Annotated in this window: 23 protein-coding genes; 7 read left to right on the top strand and 16 right to left on the bottom strand. The window is 57.1% G+C overall.

The window, feature by feature from the left end; translation table 11 throughout:
• Positions 1-151: 151 nt before the first annotated feature.
• The 3 genes from ACOCD2_RS01095 to ACOCD2_RS01085 are packed head-to-tail and all read left to right on the top strand — an operon-like array spanning position 152 to position 1,826.
• Positions 152-1,003, top strand: coding sequence for a right-handed parallel beta-helix repeat-containing protein (locus tag ACOCD2_RS01095; RefSeq protein ID WP_293652308.1), 852 nt, complete (start codon positions 152-154; stop codon positions 1,001-1,003).
• A 15-nt stretch (positions 1,004-1,018) separates the two neighbouring features.
• Positions 1,019-1,597, top strand: a complete 579-nt coding sequence (locus ACOCD2_RS01090) for a right-handed parallel beta-helix repeat-containing protein (RefSeq protein WP_293644063.1) — start codon at positions 1,019-1,021, stop codon at positions 1,595-1,597.
• A complete protein-coding gene (locus ACOCD2_RS01085) occupies positions 1,572-1,826 on the top strand; it encodes a 3-coathanger stack domain-containing protein (RefSeq protein ID WP_293644060.1) in 255 nt (84 codons plus the stop codon). The genes ACOCD2_RS01090 and ACOCD2_RS01085 overlap by 26 nt, the downstream gene beginning before the upstream one ends.
• Positions 1,827-1,895: 69 nt before the next feature.
• Here ACOCD2_RS01085 and folC read toward each other — a convergent pair whose 3' ends face one another.
• The 11 genes from folC to leuC form a co-directional block, all read right to left on the bottom strand.
• Entirely contained in the window at positions 1,896-3,173 is a 1,278-nt protein-coding gene (folC, locus tag ACOCD2_RS01080; RefSeq protein ID WP_293644059.1) for a bifunctional tetrahydrofolate synthase/dihydrofolate synthase, read from the bottom strand.
• Positions 3,174-3,189: 16 nt separating this feature from the next.
• Positions 3,190-4,053 (bottom strand): acetyl-CoA carboxylase, carboxyltransferase subunit beta, encoded by an 864-nt coding sequence (gene accD / locus ACOCD2_RS01075; RefSeq protein WP_293644058.1) that lies wholly within the window; start codon positions 4,051-4,053, stop codon positions 3,190-3,192.
• 40 nt (positions 4,054-4,093) lie between these two features.
• On the bottom strand, positions 4,094-4,900 hold the full coding sequence (gene trpA, locus ACOCD2_RS01070) for a tryptophan synthase subunit alpha (protein ID WP_293644057.1): 807 nt from the start codon (positions 4,898-4,900) through the stop codon (positions 4,094-4,096).
• Positions 4,897-6,087, bottom strand: coding sequence for a tryptophan synthase subunit beta (gene trpB / locus ACOCD2_RS01065; RefSeq protein ID WP_293644056.1), 1,191 nt, complete (start codon positions 6,085-6,087; stop codon positions 4,897-4,899). The genes trpA and trpB overlap by 4 nt, the downstream gene beginning before the upstream one ends.
• Before the next feature lie 7 nt (positions 6,088-6,094).
• Complete coding sequence (locus ACOCD2_RS01060; RefSeq protein ID WP_293644055.1) at positions 6,095-6,718, bottom strand: phosphoribosylanthranilate isomerase; 624 nt, start codon at positions 6,716-6,718, stop codon at positions 6,095-6,097.
• A 9-nt stretch (positions 6,719-6,727) separates the two neighbouring features.
• Positions 6,728-7,516: a tRNA pseudouridine(38-40) synthase TruA gene (gene truA / locus ACOCD2_RS01055; protein ID WP_293644054.1), complete on the bottom strand. Its 789-nt coding sequence runs from the start codon at positions 7,514-7,516 to the stop codon at positions 6,728-6,730.
• Positions 7,517-7,578: 62 nt separating this feature from the next.
• Positions 7,579-10,407 carry a FimV/HubP family polar landmark protein gene (locus ACOCD2_RS01050; protein WP_293652306.1) on the bottom strand — a complete coding sequence of 943 codons (2,829 nt, stop codon included), beginning with the start codon at positions 10,405-10,407 and terminating at the stop codon, positions 7,579-7,581.
• A 311-nt stretch (positions 10,408-10,718) separates the two neighbouring features.
• Positions 10,719-11,834 (bottom strand): aspartate-semialdehyde dehydrogenase, encoded by a 1,116-nt coding sequence (gene asd / locus ACOCD2_RS01045; RefSeq protein ID WP_293644062.1) that lies wholly within the window; start codon positions 11,832-11,834, stop codon positions 10,719-10,721.
• Between the two features lie 98 nt (positions 11,835-11,932).
• Complete coding sequence (leuB, locus tag ACOCD2_RS01040; protein WP_293644052.1) at positions 11,933-13,006, bottom strand: 3-isopropylmalate dehydrogenase; 1,074 nt, start codon at positions 13,004-13,006, stop codon at positions 11,933-11,935.
• Positions 13,007-13,092: 86 nt separating this feature from the next.
• Positions 13,093-13,740, bottom strand: a complete 648-nt coding sequence (leuD, locus tag ACOCD2_RS01035; RefSeq protein WP_293644051.1) for a 3-isopropylmalate dehydratase small subunit — start codon at positions 13,738-13,740, stop codon at positions 13,093-13,095.
• 99 nt (positions 13,741-13,839) lie between these two features.
• On the bottom strand, positions 13,840-15,264 hold the full coding sequence (leuC, locus tag ACOCD2_RS01030; RefSeq protein WP_293679494.1) for a 3-isopropylmalate dehydratase large subunit: 1,425 nt from the start codon (positions 15,262-15,264) through the stop codon (positions 13,840-13,842).
• A gap of 107 nt (positions 15,265-15,371) precedes the next feature.
• Between leuC and ACOCD2_RS01025 the strand changes: the two genes are divergently transcribed.
• The 3 genes from ACOCD2_RS01025 to ACOCD2_RS01015 are packed head-to-tail and all read left to right on the top strand — an operon-like array spanning position 15,372 to position 17,048.
• Entirely contained in the window at positions 15,372-16,232 is an 861-nt protein-coding gene (locus ACOCD2_RS01025) for a LysR family transcriptional regulator (protein WP_293644047.1), read from the top strand.
• The gene (locus tag ACOCD2_RS01020; RefSeq protein ID WP_293644045.1) at positions 16,220-16,843 is read left to right on the top strand and encodes an esterase-like activity of phytase family protein; all 624 of its coding nucleotides are present in this window, start codon (positions 16,220-16,222) and stop codon (positions 16,841-16,843) included. Before ACOCD2_RS01025 ends, ACOCD2_RS01020 begins: the two co-directional genes overlap by 13 nt.
• A gap of 52 nt (positions 16,844-16,895) precedes the next feature.
• Entirely contained in the window at positions 16,896-17,048 is a 153-nt protein-coding gene (locus ACOCD2_RS01015; protein WP_293644043.1) for a hypothetical protein, read from the top strand.
• A gap of 155 nt (positions 17,049-17,203) precedes the next feature.
• Here ACOCD2_RS01015 and cmoB read toward each other — a convergent pair whose 3' ends face one another.
• The 5 genes from cmoB to ACOCD2_RS00990 are packed head-to-tail and all read right to left on the bottom strand — an operon-like array spanning position 17,204 to position 20,417.
• Entirely contained in the window at positions 17,204-18,178 is a 975-nt protein-coding gene (gene cmoB, locus ACOCD2_RS01010) for a tRNA 5-methoxyuridine(34)/uridine 5-oxyacetic acid(34) synthase CmoB (protein ID WP_293644041.1), read from the bottom strand.
• Entirely contained in the window at positions 18,175-18,909 is a 735-nt protein-coding gene (gene cmoA / locus ACOCD2_RS01005) for a carboxy-S-adenosyl-L-methionine synthase CmoA (protein WP_293644039.1), read from the bottom strand. Before cmoA ends, cmoB begins: the two co-directional genes overlap by 4 nt.
• A 59-nt stretch (positions 18,910-18,968) precedes the next feature.
• Positions 18,969-19,346 carry an SET domain-containing protein gene (locus ACOCD2_RS01000; RefSeq protein WP_293644037.1) on the bottom strand — a complete coding sequence of 126 codons (378 nt, stop codon included), beginning with the start codon at positions 19,344-19,346 and terminating at the stop codon, positions 18,969-18,971.
• Positions 19,343-20,182, bottom strand: a complete 840-nt coding sequence (locus tag ACOCD2_RS00995; protein WP_293644035.1) for a polysaccharide deacetylase family protein — start codon at positions 20,180-20,182, stop codon at positions 19,343-19,345. Before ACOCD2_RS00995 ends, ACOCD2_RS01000 begins: the two co-directional genes overlap by 4 nt.
• Before the next feature lies 1 nt (position 20,183).
• On the bottom strand, positions 20,184-20,417 hold the full coding sequence (locus tag ACOCD2_RS00990) for a hypothetical protein (protein ID WP_293652305.1): 234 nt from the start codon (positions 20,415-20,417) through the stop codon (positions 20,184-20,186).
• A 219-nt stretch (positions 20,418-20,636) separates the two neighbouring features.
• On the opposite strand from ACOCD2_RS00990, the gene ACOCD2_RS00985 reads away from it, so the two are divergent.
• The gene (locus ACOCD2_RS00985) at positions 20,637-20,816 is read left to right on the top strand and encodes a hypothetical protein (protein ID WP_293644031.1); all 180 of its coding nucleotides are present in this window, start codon (positions 20,637-20,639) and stop codon (positions 20,814-20,816) included.
• Positions 20,817-21,013 lie beyond the last annotated feature (197 nt).

Genomic DNA, 21,013 nt, shown 5'->3' with positions numbered 1-21,013 from the left:
TCACATTATAACCATTGAAGGTTTTCTGGCGAACTTTTTGTCCGCAGAAGGAACAACAGCTTTTACTGACCGCCGTCAATCCCTGCTCCCGTCAAGAGATTTATCATTATAAAGATACCTGGGCAAGCCCGAACTGCAAGGAGAAAACATCGTGCACACCCTCCATAAGTATTCTGTTCTGTTATCCTTCCCCGCCCGCAAACTGGCTGCCCTCGGCATTTTGCTGCTAGCAAGCAGTATTTGCGGGGCTTCCAGCAACTTCTTCGTGACACCCGCTGGAACAGGCGACTGCACTCAGACCTCCCCCTGCGAACTGCAAACGGCGCTGAATCTGGCCACAGATCATGACAAAGTCCTTCTCGCCCAAGGCACCTATACGAACACGGGTGAAGTTGTCGTGGCCGTAACCCACTCAATCTCCCTGCTTGGCGGGTGGGACAACACGAATTCCAACCCGGTAGTGCGTGATCCCGGCACCTATATCAGCATCCTTGACGGAGAGAACCAGCGGCGGATACTCACGATCGCCGCCAATACCTCCCCCACTATCGACGGGCTGACCATCACCAGAGGCAATGCCACTGGACTTGGCGGTGGATTCTTGTCGTCCGATGCCGGCGGCGGTATCTACAGCGTAGATGCCACCCCGGTTATCACCCACAATATCCTGTCTGACAATGTTGCATCGACGCAAAATGATGCACGCGGCATGGGTGGTGCTGTCTACCTGCAAAGCGCTTCAGGTTCCGCGACCATCGGCCACAATCGTTTTTTGAATAACACCGCAGGAATAGCCATACAATTAGGTGACGGGGGCGGTCTGTTCCTCAGCAGTCCCGGTGTGATTCACGACAATGAATTCAGAAACAATGAGGGCTGCCGGGGCTGCAGCGGCCAGGGTGGCGCTATCAATGTGGGCTGGACGGAAGCATGGCCCCTGATTACCCGCAATCTCATCCGCGACAACCGGGCTCAAAGAGGGGCTGGCATAAACCTGACCTAGAGCGCCGCACAGGTCATCGGCAACAGATTTATCGCTAACGACGCTGATTCAGGCTCGGGAATCTACGCCTATTACGACAAGGGCTCCACCATCAGCAGGAACACCTTACTGACCAACCTGAACAGCGCTTTGTGGATAACTATTACCTTTCCAGATCAGGGAAAAACCCTCATAAGCAACAATGTCATTGCCGACAGCTCCACGGGCATTTTGGCCTACAGTGACTGGCACATCGCTGCCATCGACCTGACCCACAACACACTGATAAACAACACCAAGGGCATCTACATCGGGGAAAACATGACCGCCACGCTGATCAACAACATCATTGCCGATCACGACAAAGGGATCACATTGTCGACTGCCGAAGGGGCAGCGATCATTTCCGACAACACCCTTTTCTGGCAAAACACAGATGACGGCTTCAGAGGAAACAACCCGGTGGACGGCGATCCCACTTTTTTGGATGCTGCCAACGACGACTATCATATCGGTTCGGGTTCGGCAGCAATCGATGCGGGCATTGATTCCACAACCACCACCGACCTGGACGGCACGCCCCAACGGCATGGCACCCGACATTGGTGCCTATGAATACGCGGCTACACCTTTCAGCTGCAGTGGCGACAATGTTATTGTGAACTATGATTTTGGGCATATTAAACCTGTTGTGTGCACCGCCACAGGAAGCATCACCACCCAGAACAAGGTGAATATTCTGCCAGGCGCCGATGTCTCCTTTCACGCCGGATCGGGAATCACGTTGCTGAATGGATTTGCGGTGAAACACCATGCCGTGTTCCACGCATCGATAATACCCTGATTGCATTCAGCTGGAAAAACAGCGGGCATATTGGATTCGTCTTGCTGGCAGATCCGGTTGCTTATGGAATCAGGCCGGTGAATCCAGATAGGCCAGCGCTGCCGCAACAGTAAAGAACGAACCGAACACTACCACCCTGTCACCAACTCCGGCTTCCTCTGCCACTGTCTTCAAAGCCCGGTCAAGCGTGTCGTGTGTATCGAAGGGCGGTACTGGCAACAGGGATTGCGCCATCCCAGCCAGCTTTTCTGCGGACATCCCGCGGGCGTTCTCAATAGTGGCGAAATACCATCGGTCGATGTGCGGCTGCATCAGCGTCAGCACTGAAGTGACATCCTTGTCGTCAAGCATACCCAACACAGCCAGAGTGCGACCGGCCACAGGGTTTTCTTTCAGCTGCCGCGCCAGCGCCGAAACGGCATGGGGATTGTGGGCCACATCCAGCACCCATTGCACACCCTGGTGTTCCACTGTCTGTTGCCGGCCGGTCAGCCTGACAGCTTCCAGCCCTTGAACAACCGCCCTGTCATCCAGCGGAGTTTTCCTGGCCAGCAGTTCAAGCGCCATGATGACACCGGACGCATTGTCCAACTGATGCTGCCCTGGAAGATGGGGATAGGGCAAAGCATTCAGCATCCTTGAGGGTCCGCACCAGTTCCAGGTTTCAGCGCCGGCTTCGCAGTGAAACTCCCTGCCGTTGATATACAGGTGTGTCTGCAGCATTCTTGCCTGATCGGCAATACTGGCCGGCATATCGCTACCGGAAAATACCGCCGGTCGTCCCGGCCGGAAGATGCCCGCCTTTTCCCGTCCGATGGTTTCCCGGTCATGTCCCAGCCATTCCTGGTGATCCAGACCGATGCTGGTGACGACAGACACATCCGCATCGATAATGTTTACCGCATCCAGACGCCCCCCCAGACCCACTTCCAGCAGTACTACTTCTGGCTTTTCCCGCGCAAATACAAGCAGCGCAGCCAGCGTGCCGAACTCGAAATAGGTCAGAGGAACATCTTTTCTGGCTTCATCGGTGGCCTGAAAAGCATCGATGATCTGCTGATCTTCTACCGGCTCGCCATCGAGTCGGATGCGCTCGTTGTAGCGCAGCAGATGGGGGGATGTATAGCTGCCGGTGCGGTAACCCGCCTGTTTGAATATGGCCTCGAACAGGGCAACAGTCGAACCCTTGCCGTTAGTGCCGGCGATACTGATAACGGTACTGGAAGAAAGATCAGGAGGAACCAGCCGCTGCCAGACCTGCCTTGTCCGCTCCAGGCCCAGATCGATGGTTTTGGGATTGAGGCTTTCCTGCCAGGTCAGCCAGCCTTCTAACGTGGCAAATCGCAAACCGGCCTTCTGAATATCAGGCGCAGGCCGCAGCGTGATTGAGGATACTCAGCACGTTGTACAGGCGATCCCGCATCTGATCCCGGGGGATGATCATGTCGACAGCGCCATGCTCGAGCAGGAATTCACTGCGCTGAAACCCTTCCGGCAGTTTTTCCCGCACGGTCTGCTCGATGACCCGGGGGCCGGCAAAACCGATGAGCGCACCTGGCTCGGCCACGTTGACATCTCCCAGCATGGCCAGACTGGCGGACACCCCTCCCATGGTGGGGTCGGTCATGACGGAAATGAACGGCACACCCTTGTCAGCCATGCGCTTGAGCACGGCAGAGGTCTTGGCCATCTGGAACAGGGAGAACAGGGATTCCTGCATTCGCGCCCCTCCGCTGGCAGAGAAACACACATAGGGTATATGCTGCTCCAGCGCGATATTGGCGCCGCGCACGAAACGCTCGCCCACCACGGAACCCATGGATCCGCCCATGAACTTGAACTCGAAGGCGGCGGCAACCAGATCCATGCCCTTGAGTTTGCCGCGCATGACGATCAGTGCATCTTTCTCTTCGGTGGCTTTCTGCGCGGCACTGAGACGATCCTTGTATTTCTTGCTGTCCTTGAATTTCAGGGGATCCTCAGCCTGCAGATCTGCAGCGATCTCTTCACGGGGCTCCTTGTCGAGAAAGAGATCCAGGCGCCGCCGTGCACCGATGCGGTTGTGATGTCCGCATTTCGGGCAGACATCCATGTTTCTTTCCATTTCCGCACGATACAGGATGGCACCGCAGCCGGGGCATTTGTTCCACAGCCCTTCCGGCACGGCCTTCTTGGCGCTGCCTTCGGTGCGGATCACACTGGGTAAAAGCTTGTCAAACCAGCTCATGGTCGGTCCTCAATCATCCGGAAACCGGGCTGTACAACGCCTACGCGGCGTCTATCGCCGCCCGCATTTCCTGAAGCAGTTGCTTAAGTTCTGCGCCTATCTTATCAGGTTCACTGGCATTTGCCTCTATTCTGGAAACCAGTGTGCTGCCCACGACCACTGCATCGGCGATCCTGGACATGGCAGCCGCCATCTCGGCATTCTTGATGCCAAACCCCACACCAAGGGGCATGTCCGTCACTGCGCGGATTTCCTGAAGCTTCGCCGCTACCTCGTCCAGCACCAGATTGGCCGATCCCGTGACGCCTTTGAGGGAAACGTAGTAGATAAAACCACTGGCGGCCTCGGCAATCATTTCCAGGCGATGACGGTGGCTTGTGGGCGCCGCCAGGTAGATGGCATCCAGGGAGTGGGAACGCAGAGCCTGGATCAGGTCGTGACTCTCCTCCGGGGGTATATCCACGGTCAGCACCCCATCCACGCCTGCATCGGCGGCGCTTCTGGCAAATTCGGCATAGCCCATGACCTCGATGGGATTGAGGTAGCCCATGAGTATCACCGGTGTGCGGTCATCCTGTTCCCGGAACTGCCGCACCATGTCCAGCACGTCATGCAGGGAGACATGATGCTCCAGGGCACGTTCGCTGGCGCGCTGGATCACCGGCCCATCCGCCATGGGATCGGAGAAAGGCACCCCAAGTTCGATGATGTCCACACCGGCATCCACCATGTCATGCATCAGCCCGACGGTCACACCGGGATGTGGATCTCCCGCGGTGATGAACGGCAGGAGGGCCGTGCGGTTGCGGGCTTTCAGATCGGAAAAGCAGCTGCTGATACGGCTCATATCTGTATCCCCTCGATGGCTGCGACGGTATGCATGTCCTTGTCGCCCCGGCCGGACAGATTCACCAGCACTTTCTGATCCAGGTTCATTTGCGCAGCCAGTTTTAAGGCGTAGGCAACAGCGTGGCTGGATTCCAGCGCCGGAATGATGCCTTCCGTCACGGTCAGCAGATGGAAAGCATCCAGCGCTTCCTTGTCATCCACGGCTACATAATTTGCCCTTCCCACATCCTTGAGCCAGGCATGTTCCGGCCCCACGCCGGGGTAGTCCAGACCCGCCGAGATGGAATGGGTTTCGATGATCTGACCGTCCTTGTCTTCCATCAGATAGGTACGGTTGCCATGGAGCACGCCGGGCTGCCCGGCGCAAAGCGGGGCGGCATGATGCCCCGTCTCCAGGCCATCGCCTGCAGCTTCCACACCGTAGATAGCCACCTGTTCGTCTTCCAGGAAGGGATGAAACAGACCGATGGCATTGGAGCCGCCACCCACACAGGCGACCAGGGCATCGGGCAGGCTGCCGGTCATTTCCTGAATCTGCTGGCGCGCTTCACGGCCGATGATGGTCTGGAAATCTCTCACCATGGCGGGATACGGGTGCGGTCCTGCCACAGTGCCGATGATGTAGAAAGTGTCATCCACGGTAGCCACCCAGTCGCGCATGGCTTCATTCAAGGCATCCTTGAGGGTTTTCGAGCCGGAGGAAACCGAGCGTACTTCGGCGCCGAGCAGGCGCATACGATAGACATTGGCTTCCTGGCGGGCCACATCCACCTCACCCATATAGACCACGCATTCAAGACCCAGGCGGGCGGCGACTGTGGCCGTAGCCACGCCATGCTGCCCTGCCCCGGTCTCGGCGATGATGCGGGTCTTGCCCATGCGCTTGGCAAGCAGGGCCTGGCCGATGGTGTTGTTCACCTTGTGAGCGCCGGTATGATTGAGGTCTTCGCGCTTGAGATAGATCTGTGCACCGCCGTTTTCCCGGCTCAGACGCTTGGCATGATAGATGGGCGATGGACGGCCCACGTAGTGCTGCAGATCGGCATCCAGCTCGGCCAGAAATTCCGGATCGACCAGATACTTCTCGTAGGCCTCACGCAGTTCCTGCAGGGCCTCCATCAGGGTTTCCGCCACGAATATGCCACCATAAGGGCCGAAGTGACCCCGTTCATCCGGCATCTCCATGAATTTCTCATTCTTCTCCAAGCTGTACACCTCGCATGAATTGCTTGATCCTGTGATGGTCCTTGATTCCTTTTGCTGCTTCCACACCGCCACTGACATCCACCGCATAGGGATGCACACGGCGTATGGCGCTGGAAACGTTCTCCGGCGTCAGGCCACCGGCGAGCACGATACGGCCGGCCATTTCCGGCGGAATACGCGCCCAGTCGAAACTGTCTCCCGTGCCTCCGGGCACACCCGGCTTATAGGCATCCAGCAACAATGCCGATGCCTGATGGTATTCGCTGTCCGCCTTCGGCAGATCCACACCGTCCTTCATGCGGATGGCCTTGATCCAGGGCCGACCATGCTGTGCACAATAGTCCGGGCATTCATTGCCATGAAACTGCAAAAGGTCGACCTTCACCTGCTGCACCACGTCTGCGATGTCCTCCCGACCGGCATTCACGAACAGGGCAACTGTGGTGACGAAAGGCGGGAGCTGCGCCACGATATGGCGGGCCTGCTGCACACCGATATTTCGCGGACTCGGCGGGTAAAACACAAAACCCAGCGCATCGGCACCGGCATCTATGGCGGCCATGGCGTCCTCAACGCGGGTGATGCCACATATCTTGACTCGGGTTCGCATAACGGTAAATTATAACATCAGCAGACCGGCTTCTTGCGCATTTACGGGGATTTCATAGCGCAGGTCATAATCGACGTTGTGGAAATATAAGCCGTCGGGAGGCGCAGTCATGCCTCCCTGCCGCCGGTCTCTGTGTTCCAGAACTTCTTCAGCCCAGGCGGCCGGGCGCTCCCCGGAACCCACAGCGATCAGCACACCCGCAATATTGCGCACCATATGATGCAGGAAACCGTCTGCGTGTACTTCCATGACCACGAAATCACCGTGACGCATCACCTTGAGGGAATGCAGGGTGCGTACCGGGCTCCTGGCCTGGCAGTGCACGGTGCGGTAGCTGGTGAAATCATGTTTGCCCACAAGCACCTGCCCTGCCTGATGCATGAGTGCAGCGTCCAGCGGCCGATGCACCCAGGATACCCGTTGTGAGAGAATCGCCGGGCGACTCATCCGGTTCAGGATGAAATAACGGTAGGTGCGACCCAGGGCAGAAAAACGCGCGTGGAAATCCTGTGGAACCTCTTTGGCCCAAAGCACGCTGATATCGGCAGGCAGTTTGATATTGCTGCCCATGACCCACCCGTGCGCAGGGCGGACGGCCCCGGTATCAAAATGCACAACCTGAGCATCGGCATGCACGCCCGTATCTGTCCTGCCTGCCGCAAAAACCTGCACAGGATGATCTGCCACGGATGACAATGCCTGTTCCAGGGACTCCTGTACGGTGCGCACTCCGCTTTTCTGGGTCTGGTAGCCACAAAACCGGCTGCCGTCATATTCCACGCCCAATGCAATTCGCACTTTTTCTCCAAAAGACAAGGGCGCCGAAGCGCCCCGTTCAATTCCTTAACAATTGAGAAGAATCAGTCTTCGATCTGGCCCAGCAGTTGTGCGGCAATCTCCTTCTGCTCCGGCGTCCCGTCCTCTTCAACTTCCTGAAGAATACCGCGGGCACCATCAGCATCACCGATTTCCATGAAGGCCTTGGCAAGTTCCAGTTTGGTTTCCACTTCGTCACCAATCACTGAATCTTCACCGACAGAGACATTCAGATCATCTTCCAGTCCGGAAATCTGGCTGTCCGGGGTGATGCCTTCGTCCAGGTTGGAGAAGCGGTCATCTTCAAGATCGAGAGGCTCGTCCAGAATCTGCGAATCCGCCATCACACCTTCGAGATCTCCTGACAGGTCTGCCAGGGCATCATCGAGATTGGTGCTTCCAACGTCCAGATCCCCAAGGTCGTTGATGTCCAGCATCTCCGTGTGGAGTTCCGTTTCGGCCAGCGCTTCATTGTCCGAAGCGGCCAGTTGATCGGTACTGATACTGTCATCAGACTTTTCTGCTTCCGCTTTTACTTCCGCAGTATCTTCTGCCGCCAGCCCGGAGATATCCAGATCCAGCTCACTGAATCCTTCCAGGGGTTCGCTGTCCACGTTCAGTACGGAGTCCACTTCTTCCGCCAGCATGCTGAGATCCAGAGACAGTTCGCTGTCCTCGCCGGCACCGTCACCACCATCCACCAGTGCGCTAGCCGAAGCTGCAACACCTGCGATAAACAGCGGATTGGCCTTGTCCAGGTCCCTGCCCATGATCTGTATGTGTTCCCATACCTTGGGGTCTTCCTCATACTGACCGCTCTTCACCATTTCTTCGGCAAGGGAAGCAAAGGCATCCTTCTTCTGGGTAGCATAATAGACTTCCAGCATTTTGTACTTCACCGCTGCAGAATCGTTGCCTGCGGCCATGGCATCACGCAGTATTTCCTCGGCCTGCTGGTAACGTCCATAGGCGATATAGACATCCGCCTCGGACACCGGATCCACCTCGGCCGTGTCTTCCTGCAACCCTCTGAATTCTTCCGTGGAGTACTCACTCAGGAAAGAGGTATCACCGACCGCGCCCGCAGCCATATGATCTGCAACCGTGTCAGCGAGGCTGGACTCCTCTTCCAGCAGAATGCTTTCCTGGTCGACCGATTCATCACTCATCTGTGACATGGGCGTTGCAGAACCGCCACTTTTCTTTCGTCTTCCCAGGAGCAATGCCAGCAACAGCAGCAGGAATGCACCACCTGCACCGACGGCCAGTTGCCAGTTTTCCTGCACCCAGGCCATTGCCTTATCCACGAAAGAAACCGGTTTCGCGGCTTCTTCCGGCGCTTTCTCTTCCGGAGCCTTTTCGGCTTCGGTAGCAGCTTCGGGCGCGGGCTGCTGTTCCTGTGGAGCCTCTGCAACCGGCGTCTCTTCTTCGACAGCGGCTACGACCTCTTCTTCGACCGGTGCGGCCTCTTCGCTACCTTCGGCAGGGGCCTGCTCAGTCCCGGTCAGTTGTTCACCCTCTGCAGCCGCTTCCCCGGCAGTTTCCTCTACCGCAACTGCAGCCGTTTCTTCCGTTCCCTGTTCAGGTTCTGCAGTCACTGCTTCGGTTTCGGTTTCAGTTTCACCAACCGCTGTTTCTGGTTCTGGCGTTTCCCCGGCAGCAGTGGTTTCTTCTGCAGGTGCTTCGGCCCCGGTTTCTTCAGTAAGGGTTTCCGTCGCTGCAACCTCACCCATCCCCTGCTGCAGACGCGCCAGCTCTTCGTCCTTGAGTTTCAGCAGGCGCTGGGTGTCTTCTAGCTGCTGCTGCAGCGTCTCCAGCTGAGTACGCACCTGAGCAGATTCCTGGCGGGCGGTTTCCGCTTCCTCTTCAAGCAACAGCATTTTCTGCTTGAGATCTGCACTGCCTTCTTCAACCTCGAGGTCGGATACCGGCTGTTCCGTATCACCTGCTGCCGGTTCAGTCGTGGGAGCACCGGCGATTTTAAGCTGAACATCTTCACTCCCGGCGGTTTCTGCCGGAGTTTGCGCCTCTGCCTCGCCAGCGGTCTCGGCAACCTGCCCCTCTTCTGCAGCAGCCGGCGCCTGTCCTGTGTTGCTCATCCAGGCTTCTGTCTGCTGCTGGAATTCCGAAACGGCCTCTTTTCGGCCAATACCGGTGATTTCTTCTGTCGAAGGCACCTTCAACACGCGGCCTTTCTTCAGCAGATTGATATTGTTGTGCAGGAAAGCATCCGGATTGGCCTTGTAGAGCGCCATCATCATCTGATGAATGGAAATACCCTCTGTTCTGATACTGTCGGCTATCTCCCAAAGCGTCTCGTTGGCCTGCACCGGGCCGTATTCACCCTCGGTCTGAGCCCGTTGCACCCGGGCCGACGGGGTAGCCGCAGCCGTGCTGGTCCGCGTGACCCTGGGAGCTTTGGTTGCGGCAGCTGCCTGCGTGGTAGCCGCCCTGACATTCGAAGCCCGGCGCTTGGTCACTGCCGGAGGATCCAGCAACGCGGTGTATTCCCTGACGAGTTGGCCATTCGGCCAGTCAATCTTTACGAAGAAATCGAGGAAAGGTTCTCTGATAGGGTCCTGGCTGGTAACCCGGATGATGGCCTTGCCATTCTTCAGGCGCATGGGTTCAAACTTCAGCCGGGTGAGAAAGAAACTGCGCTCCAACCCGACACGGGAGAAAACATCTGCAGGCGCCAGACTCACTTTCAGGGTATCCAGTGATCCTTTTTTCACTGAAATCAGTTGGATATCAGCCTTGAATTTTTCATTCAGCGCGGAATGGGTCGTCATGTCCCCCATGCCCAGCGCGTAAACAGACATGGGCAGACTGCCCACCGCGAGTGATACTGCTAATGCCAGCTTGCGGATCATATTCCCTCCCTTAGAGATTCCCGCCATGTGTATCATGAAGAAGCCTGCAGAAAACCTGCCTCTGAAGCATCCCCTTCCTGGTGCCTGATCATGGATTCAGGTCAATCGTTTCCGAATTGATCACTCATGTGTTCAGCAGGTACGCCGGATTTCCAACGACACCGGCCAAATCCCCCTGATATCCGGTAAACAATCAATCTCAGGATAAACGTAACAATTCACAGCTAACTATAGCGTACGCCATAATTTTTACCAACCAAAACAGGCACAGAATGCCAACTGATGCCGCACAATTTGCGGCAAATCACGCTTCACCGCTTCAGAAGAATCATCAACATGCGCCGCAACGGCTCTGCAGCGCCCCACAAAAGCTGGTCACCCACGGTAAAGGCTGATAAATATTCATCGCCCATGTTCATCTTGCGCAAACGCCCCACGGGCACTTCCAGCGTGCCTGTGACCTTTGCCGGTGTCAGTTCGGCTGCCGTCACCTCACGTTCATTGGGAATCACTTTCGACCAATCGTTTGCTTCCTGGAGCATGGACTCGATCTCATCCAGGGGAACATCTTTCTTCAGCTTGATGGTCAAGGCTTGGGAGTGACTGCGCATAGCGCCGATACGCACGCACAGGCCGTCGATGGGCACGGGATTACCGGAACGCCCCAGAATCTTGTTGGTCTCCACCTGCCCTTTCCATTCCTCCTTGCTCTGGCCGTTGTCCAGTTTTACGTCGATCCAGGGGATCAGGCTGCCTGCCAGAGGCACGCCGAACTGGTCCGTGGGAAAAGCGTCGCCGCGCATGGTCTCGGTCACCTTGCGGTCGATGTCCAGGATGGCGGATGCCGGATCGGCCAGCAGCTCATGAACGCTGACTTCCAGGGCGCCCATCTGGGACAGGAGTTGACGCATGTTACGCGCCCCAGCGCCGGACGCCGCCTGGTAGGTCATGGCACTCATCCATTCCACCAGGTCGTTCTGGAACAAGCCGCCCAGGCCCATGAGCATGAGGCTGACAGTGCAGTTGCCGCCAATGAAATCCCGGGTGCCCGCGGCAATGGCGTCCTGGATGACGTTCATGTTCACCGGATCCAGGACGATGACCGTGTGATCGGCCATGCGCAGGGTGGAAGCGGCATCGATCCAGTAGCCGTCCCAGCCGCTGGCGCGCAGGTCGGCGAACACCTGCTTGGTGTAGTCGCCGCCCTGGCAGGTGACGATGACCTCCATTTTCTTCAGTTCTCCGATGTCGGTGGCGTCCTTCAGCAGGGGAATATCCTTGCCGATGTCCGGCCCCTTTTGCCCGGCCTGGGAGGTGGTGAAGAACACCGGCTCCTTGATGGCGTCGAAATCATTTTCCTCGCGCATGCGCTGCATGAGTACGGAACCCACCATGCCGCGCCAGCCTACGAAACCTACTCTTTTCATCATCTTGATCCTGCTATTTAGAAATATCGTTTACCGTAGGTCGGGCTTCAGCCCGACGAACAGGTGCCACAACGGGAAATGTCGGACTGAAGTCCGACCTACAGGGCCGCGACCACCGCATCGCCCATTTCCTCTGTGCTGATTTCCTTCATGCCTTCCGCCATGATGTCCGGAGTGCGCAGGCCATCGTCCAGCACCTGGTTTACCGCTGCTTCTATGCGTTCAGCCATGATGGACTCATCTAGGCTGTAACGCAGCATCATGGCCACGGACAGGATGGTGGCCAGGGGATTGGCCTTGTTCTGACCGGCGATGTCCGGGGCGGAACCGTGGATGGGCTCGTACATGCCCTTGCCATTCTCATCCAGGGAGGCGGACGGCAGCATGCCGATGGAACCTGTGAGCATCGCAGCACAGTCGGAAAGGATATCGCCGAACATATTGGTGGTGACCATGACATCGAACTGCTTGGGGGCGCGCACCAGCTGCATAGCGGCATTGTCCACGTACATGTGGCTCAGCTCCACGTCACTGTAGTCTTTTTCTATGACCCGGGTGGCCACGTCCCGCCACAGCTCTGTGCATTCCAGCACATTGGCCTTGTCCACGGAGCAGACCCGGCTGTCGCGCTTGCGGGCAATGTCCCCGGCCACGCGCACGATGCGCTCGATCTCGCTCTCCCGATAGACCAGGGTGTTGAAGCCTTCCTTCTCGCCGCTGTCCAGTTCCCGCAGGCCACGCGGCTGGCCGAAATAGATGCCGCCGGTGAGTTCGCGCACGATCATGATATCCAGGCCGGACACCACTTCCTGCTTCAGGGTGGAAGCCTCCGCGAGCTGGGGATAGAGAATGGCCGGGCGCAGGTTGGCGAACAGGTTCAGCCCGGCGCGCAGGCCCAGCAGGCCTTTTTCTGGGCGAATGGAGATATCCAGGGATTCCCACTTGTAGCCGCCCACGGCGCCCAGGAGGACGGCATCGGCTTCCTTCGCCAGATCCAGGGTGGCGTCCGGCAGAGGAGCGCCGGTGGCGTCGATGGCCGCGCCGCCCACCAGGGCCTCGTCCAGCTCGATGTCCAGGCCCTCGCCCGCCAGCTTGTCCAGCACCTTTACGGCTTGGTTGACGATTTCCGGGCCTATGCCATCGCCGGGAAGAATCAGAATTTTCTTGCTCATTGTCTTAAATACCTCGTAGGTCAGGCTTCAGCCTGACTGACATGCTCTGGTCAAGTATCGAAGTCGGGCTGAAGCCCGACCTACGGTCAACCTGGTGCCCCAAACAACCAGGGCGCTTCCTGCTTTCGCCGTTCCTCATAGGCGCGAATCTCGTCCACATGCTGCAGGGTCAGGCCGATATCGTCCAGCCCTTCCAGCAGGCAGTGCTTACGGAAGCTGTCCACCTCGAAGGGGATTTCAGTGCCGTCGTCCAGCACCAGTTTCTGGTTTTCCAGGTCCGCAGTAATTTGCAGCGCAGCTTCACCATTGGCTTTTTGGAACAAGCCGTCCACGGTTTCCTCGTCCAGCACGATAGGCAAAATACCGTTCTTGAAACAGTTGTTGAAAAATATGTCCGCAAAGCTGGGCGCAATGATGACCCGGAAACCATAATCCAGCAAGGCCCAGGGCGCATGTTCACGGGAAGAACCACAGCCAAAGTTCTTGCGCGCAAGCAGGATGCTGGCACCCTGGTAACGGGGGTCATTGAGCACGAAATCCGGGTTGGGCTTACGACTGGCCGGATCCATGCCCGGCTCGCCGTGATCCAGATAGCGCCATTCGTCGAACAGGTTGGGTCCGAAGCCCGTGCGCTTGATGGACTTGAGAAACTGCTTGGGAATGATGGCATCGGTGTCCACATTGGCCCTGTCAAGGGGACAGACCCTGCCTTTGAACGTTTTGAATTTATCCATGTGTCTCTACCTGTAGGCCGGGCTTCAGCCCGGCAGTTCATGTGCCCCGTTGTCGGACTGAAGTCCGACCTACGATGCCGTTTTGCTGCAGGTCGGGCATCAGCCCGACAGATTGCGCACGTCCGTGAAGTGACCCGTCACCGCCGCAGCCGCTGCCATGGCCGGACTGACCAGGTGCGTACGCCCACCGATGCCCTGCCTGCCTTCGAAATTGCGGTTGGAAGTGGAAGCACAACGCTCCCCCGGCTCCAGGCGGTCGGCATTCATCGCCAGGCACATGGAACAGCCCGGCTCACGCCACTCGAATCCTGCTTCCACAAAGATCTTATCCAGTCCCTCTTCTTCCGCCTGCTTCTTCACCAGGCCCGAGCCGGGAACCACCAATGCCAGTTTGACGGTATCTGCCACCTTACGGCCTTTGGCTATCTCAGCTGCCGCACGCAGATCCTCGATGCGTGAATTGGTGCAGGAGCCGATGAAAACCTTGTCCACTGCAATATCGGTGATGGGCGTACCCGCTTCCAGCCCCATGTATTCCAGGGCGCGGCGCATGCCGCCGGCGTGCACTTCATCAGCCACGCTGTTGGGATCAGGCACTGCGTCATTTACTGCCACCACCATTTCCGGAGACGTGCCCCAGGTCACCTGAGGCTCTATCCTGGTGGCATCAAGAGTCACTACCTTGTCGAAGGCCGCTCCCTCATCGGAATGCAGATCCCGCCAGTTGGCAACAGCCTTTTCCCAAAGCTCATCGGATGGCGCAAAAGGACGGCCTCTGACATAGTCGACAGTCTTATCATCCACCGCGACAAAGCCCGCCCTGGCGCCCGCTTCGATGGCCATGTTGCACACGGTCATGCGCCCTTCCACGGAAAGATCACGTATGGCCTCTCCGGCAAATTCGATGGCATAACCCGTCCCGCCGGCAGTACCAATCTCACCAATGATAGCCAGCACCATATCCTTGGCGGTGACACCCTTGCCTACCTTGCCCTGCAAGTCGATGAGCATGGTTTTGGATTTTTTCTGGATCAAACACTGGGTAGCCAGTACATGTTCGACTTCAGAGGTACCGATGCCAAAGGCCAGGGCGCCGAAGGCGCCGTGGGTTGCCGTGTGCGAATCCCCACAGACCACGGTCATGCCCGGCAGGGTCGCCCCCTGCTCCGGCCCCACCACGTGCACGATGCCCTGACGCGGGTCGTTGATGTGGAACTCGGGAATGCCGAATTCCTCGCAATTGTGATCCAGGGTCTGTACCTGAAGACGCGACACGGGATCGTGAATGGCCTCCACACCACCATGACGGTCTTCGGGGTTGGTGGGTACATTGTGGTCCGGCGTGGCCAGGTTGGCAGTGGTGCGCCAGGGCCTGCGCCCGGCCAGGCGCAGGCCCTCGAAGGCCTGGGGCGACGTCACTTCATGCACCAGCTGCCTGTCTATATAGAGAAGACTGGTGCCGTGTTCGTCGGTACGCACTACATGAGCATCCCACAATTTGTCGTAGAGAGTTCTGGCTGTCATGATCGTTTTCCTTTCCACTGTTCAGGTTTGCAGAATATCCGGCTACAATGAATAACACAAATTCATATTTTTCATTTATATCATTCCATAAAGGAATATATTAAACCATGGAGTTCGGAAGCCTGCGTACCTTTGTGGCCGTTGCAGACAGCGGCTCTTTCTCTGCTGCGGCGCAACAGCTGTATCTTACCCAGCCTGCGGTGAGCAAACGCCTGGCTGCACTGGAGGCGGAACTGAACATCAGATTGTTCGACCGTATCGGACGGAACGTGCGCCTGACCCATGCGGGCGAGGAGCTGCTGCCCAAGGCCCGGGAGATCCTGCTGCAGGCGCAGGACATGAAACACCTTGCCAGCAACCTGCAAACAGAAATATCGGGCACGCTGGTGCTGGGTACCAGCCACCACATCGGTCTGCACAGACTTCCTCCCGTACTACGGGATTTCCGCAACCGCTTTTCGGCCGTGGATCTGGATATCCGCTTCATGGATTCCGAAGCTGCCTGCACGGCGGTGGAAAAGGGCGAACTAGAAGTGGCCATCGTTACCCTGCCCACCGAATCACTGCCCCACCTGGAAACCCGTGAGCTCTGGAAAGACGAGCTGTGTTTTGTCGTTTCCCGCGACCACCAGCTGGCAGGTACATCGCCGGTAACCCTGGAACAGCTCACACACTACCCAGCCGTATTGCCCGGCCCCACCACTTATACAAGGAACATACTGGAACAGGCCCTGCAAAAACACGGCCTTGAAATAATATTAGGTATGTTTACCAACTATATGGAAACACTTAAAATGCTTTCGGAAATAAACCTCGGCTGGACACTGCTGCCAAAAACCATGCTGACGCAGGCCGATCTGGTCATTTTACCTGTCGAGCTGAAACTGAGCCGTTCCCTCGGCCTGGTGACACACTCCGGCCGCACACTTTCAAACCCCGCAAGAGCATTGATCTCATGTCTGCCCTGAAACTGATTTTACCCGCCTTTGTCCTGAGCCTCTCCGCCGGATGCACTGGCCTGCTTACACCATCGGATCAGGGCATTTCCTGCCAGCGCATCGAGGCAGATATTCGCTGGGGCGCCCTGTCGGGGCTGACAGCTGATGCTACCGACACCGACATCCTGTATGCGGTTCACGACCACAACCTGCCTCGACCCGAAATCCAGACGATGAATGTTTCCGGTGATCAGGCGGTCATCGTCCAGAGTTTCCCGGTGTTGAGGAATGGCGCAGAACCTCCCTATGATCTGGAAGGCATCGCCCGGCGACAGGCAGGTGGATTCTGGCTGGCATCGGAAGGCAAGCCCGGCCGGCATCTGCCCAACCTGATCATCCGCACGGATAACACCGGCCATGTCCTGAAAGAAGTCCCCCTGCCCGCTTCCGTTGCCCGTTACAAGATCAAGGCAGGCTTCGAAGGCATTGCTTCAACGGGAACGGGTGAACAGGAACGGGTTGTGGTGGTGTTCCAGCGGCGCTGGAAAGACGACCCAAGGGGCCAGGTGAAAATCGGCCAGTACTGGCCGGCCAGCGGACAATGGCGATTCTACCGCTATCCACTGGGTGGAACTGCCTGACCATCCCGGACAGGCAGTGGATCAGCCCTATCCACTACTGCGGAAAAGCCTTGTGACCGACCTGATCCCCGGCTACAGCCTGACCTGTGGAACAAAAGGCAAACTCGAAGGCATGGCCCTGACACCGGCAGGACGCTTTTACCTGGTCGCGGACGATGATGGCAAAGGAACCGCCATGCTCCTGCAGCTGAGGCTCCACCGATAACCGGCTGCCAGCCGTCATTTCCGCTACCATCGCCACAAACTGGAACTTCACGCCTTCCTGTCAATCAAAGCTGAGGTGGTTTTGTTCGCCCCCACGCACATGCAGGATAAAGAGGCAATCATCGGGAAAGGCCTGCGGAAAAGATAGGCCGCAATTCAGGTTGTGGCCAAAACCAGGGCTCTTGTGGGTGCGGGATGCCCTTCAACCGTCAGGCGATGATCATTGGGGTCCAGAAAATCCGCCAGGGACTCGAATGCCATCCAGTCGGTACGACGCTGTTCTTCTATGCGGGTCGGCGTGACATCCAAGACCCTGACATTCCTGTATCCACAGCGTTGCAGCCAGTTCACCAGTGCAGCGGGAGATGGGATGAACCAGACATTGCGCATCTTGGCGTAGCGTGCCTCGGGCACAAGCACGCTGTTCCCATCACCCTCTACCACCAGTGTCTCCAGCACCAGTTCGCCACCAGGCCGCAGACAGTCCTTGAGATCAAGCAGATGATCCATAGGGGAGCGGCGGTGATAAAGGATGCCCATGGAGAAGACGCTGTCGAAAGCCGCGAGACGGTCCGGCACCGATTCGATACCCAGAGGAAGAAAATGCACGTTGGGCTGCCTGGCCATGAAATGCCTGACGGCATTGAACTGGGTCAGAAAAAGCAGGCTGGGATCGATACCGACGACCAGCCCGGCGCCTTCTCCGGCCATGCGCCAGGCATGGTAGCCATTGCCGCACCCCACATCCAGCACCTTGCGCCCGGCAAGGGGCTGAATATGTTCGCGCAGCCGCTGCCATTTCCAGTCAGAGCGCCATTCCGTGTCGATGTGAATACCAAAAAGCTCGTATGGCCCCTTGCGCCAGGGCTGTAGCGCCCGCAGGGTCTGGTAGATGTCCTGACGGACGGCTTCACCGGCCTGCTGTGACCGCCCTATACGCAGGCGGTCTGCCCGAAGATCGATATCTTCCGTCTGTATTTCCGGAAGCTGTTGCAGCAGGTATCTCCAGCGCCCGAGGTCACCATGACGATCAGCACTCAGCGCCTGTTCGATCTGCTGTGGAAGCATCGCAGCCCAGCCCGCCATTCCCGCATCCGAAAGCGCCTGACAGATTTCTTCCGTGGCAATCATGGCCGGGCAACGAAGGAAACAAAGTTGAAGCACTGAAACCATAGGTCCACGCGACTGAAACCGGCTTCTGCCAGCCTTGCCCTGTGTATCGCAATGGTTTCCGGCACCAGCACTTCTTCCAGGGAGGCCCGCTTCTGACTGATCTCCAGGTCGGAATACCCGTTGGCGCGCTTGAAGGCATGGTGCAGTTCAATGAGCAGCTCATCCTCCTGTTCATCGGCACCGGATATTTTCTCCGACAGGATAAGTACACCGTCATCCAGCATGCCGGCCCGGATATTCCTGAGCAGGGTCAGGCGCTCTTCCACCGCGAGAAACTGCAGGGTGAAATTCAGCACCACCACGGAAGCATTGCTGACCGTCACATCGCGGATATCGCAACACAGGGTCTGCACCGGCGGAAGATCATGGCGGGCAAACTGTTCCTCTGCCTTTTCCAGCATGGCGCTGGCATTGTCCACGGCAACCAGGCGGCAGTCCCGCTGCATGACCTCTCTGCCCATGGATACCGTAACCGCCCCCAGGGAACAACCCAGGTCATAGAGATTGCTGCCTCTGACGGCGTGTTTCTTCGCAAGGATGCCGATCATGCCGATAATGCTGGCGTAGCCGGGAACGGAACGGCTGATCATGTCCGGGAACACCGCCGCGACCCGCTGATCGAAAACGAAGCTGTCGATCCTGTCCTGTCGCTGCGCGTATATGCGGTCGCGTGTCTTGTCGTCAGTCATGGGAAATTGCCGATTGATTCAACGGAAAGCCGCCAGCGACCCGTCCACGGAAAACAGCTTCAGGACTGCTTCAGCGCTTCCTCGAACTCATCACCGTAGTAAAAAGTGATTTCTTCGTCTTTCTCTATGTCGGTGATGGCGAACAGTTCCAGGCCATCGAATTCCGCATTGCAGTCCAGTGAATGATTGAGATAACGCAACAGGTTGCGGCCGCTGCAACCGACCCAGTCACCCTCTCCATCCTTTTCTTCCTGCTCCCACACCCACAATACATAGGTGCCGTTTCGGGTTGCGCGCGGACCATGGTAACTGCCGATGTATTCACCTGCCATGATGGGTTTGCGGGCATGCACACCGGTACCGTGCAGCGGAGAAGACGCGGCATACACCCATTCCCGCAGCTCACTGTCGCGATGGCGCAGTTCCTTCGGACTCATGTTTCCGCTTTCACGCTCTGCATGGCGAGATGTTCACGGCGTCCGGGTACGGCGCCCCATCCGATCTGGTGCACCGGCAACTGCTCCGGCTCGAGTTCACGGCGAATCTCGCCAAGAGTGCGCAGACTGCCTTCCTGCCCTTTCCACATGACCAGCATCTTTTCCATGAATTCAAGATGCTGTATACCCTCAAGTTCGGCATTAGCCGAATAGACATGGCCGAAAGGCAGGACATGACGGCTTTCCGCGTACAGGTATTCATGTGCCTTGTCCGAATCGATATCATCCTGCAACAGCAGTTCGGAAAGCGTGGGCAGGGTGGTGGGAATCTGGGGACACTGGGAGACGACGTTGTGCAGGGAAGGAAGAAAGGGATACTTGCCTCTTACATCACTGGCATAGCGAAACTCCAGACGCTCTTCCATGGCCAGCAGGTGTGCATTCACCTGCCAGCCGGGAGCCGCGAAACGATTCGGCGCATGACCGAGCAGCTGTTCGAAGGTCTCCATACCCAACGCCAGCTGATGGCTTGTCCAGTCTGCATCCGCAAAGGCCGCCTGCTTGCTCCAGGTGCTCGCATCAAATCCCATCAGACCAATTTCGTGCCCCGCATCCGCTACGGCAAGCATCCCTTCCTGCAGGGTCATTTCCGGCTTCTGCCGTTTGCCCAGCAAGGAAACAGCCTTCTCGACCAGTCCTTTTCCCTGGGCATTGTATTCCACAGAAAAGAAAAAACTGGCGGAAATCTGGTACTCCTCAAACAGCTTCAGCAGATTGGGCACACCCACGGTGGCTGCCCTGAAGCTGGGCACATCAATTTTCAGCGCGATTCTCATATCATCTAGTCCAGACTGCAGCTACCTTTTCCAGACTGCAGCTACCTTTGTAGACAGCCATGATGCTTTTTATTTCTTTGAATACCTGTTGCTGCTGATGCGCATCCAGTGCCTCCAGTGCCTCCAGTTCAGGCAGAACCCGCCCTTCTTCCATCCGTTCAAGATCAGCCCACAAAGCCTTGCAGCCTTTCAGACACAATGTTTCAACTGCTTGGTCCACGAGGTCGGATTTCATTGTTCAGGGACAACAATACTAGGCAGGCGCGAATTATGCCACAAGCACAGTCGAGATTCCGAAGAAAAACCATCGCAAACCGGTTATTGATCCGGAAAGCCGACCGACGAATAAAGCCCGATTGAAACAGCGGTACTCAACGAAAACAAAAATTGTTCTTTATTTGTTCTATACCGGTGCTATACTTAAGAACATACATAGAACAGCGGAGAACGACAGATGAACCACATGACCTATCTGATGCGTGACCAGGTACGTGATTTTGTACCCAGCCTGGGAGTGCCTGCCCTGCCCAGAAAGAAATCCCGTAACCTGAAAAAGCTGCGTCCTTTTTTAGAGGTCGGCGCTTTTGTCCTGGCGGTGTTGAGTTACATCGCAGCACTGTCACTGATGACCTGAACAGCAGACATTTTCGGAACAAAAGCCCTGAACAGGAAATAAGCGCAAAGAAAAACGGGTGCCAGAAGCACCCGTTTTTTCTTCTGCTGAACAGAAAGCATCAGTTCTCGGTATTGATCTCTACCTTGGCATGTTCACGCAGGTATCTGCCCATGAGATTGAACTGTGCCTCGCCCTTGGTTCTGGCCAGTTGTTCT

The organism is Thiolapillus sp. (assembly GCF_048562965.1).
GTDB classification, from domain to species: domain Bacteria; phylum Pseudomonadota; class Gammaproteobacteria; order Chromatiales; family Chromatiaceae; genus Thiolapillus; species Thiolapillus brandeum_A.
The sequence above is the reverse complement of the archived record's forward strand: the minus strand, read 5'-3'. Positions and strand labels throughout refer to the sequence as shown.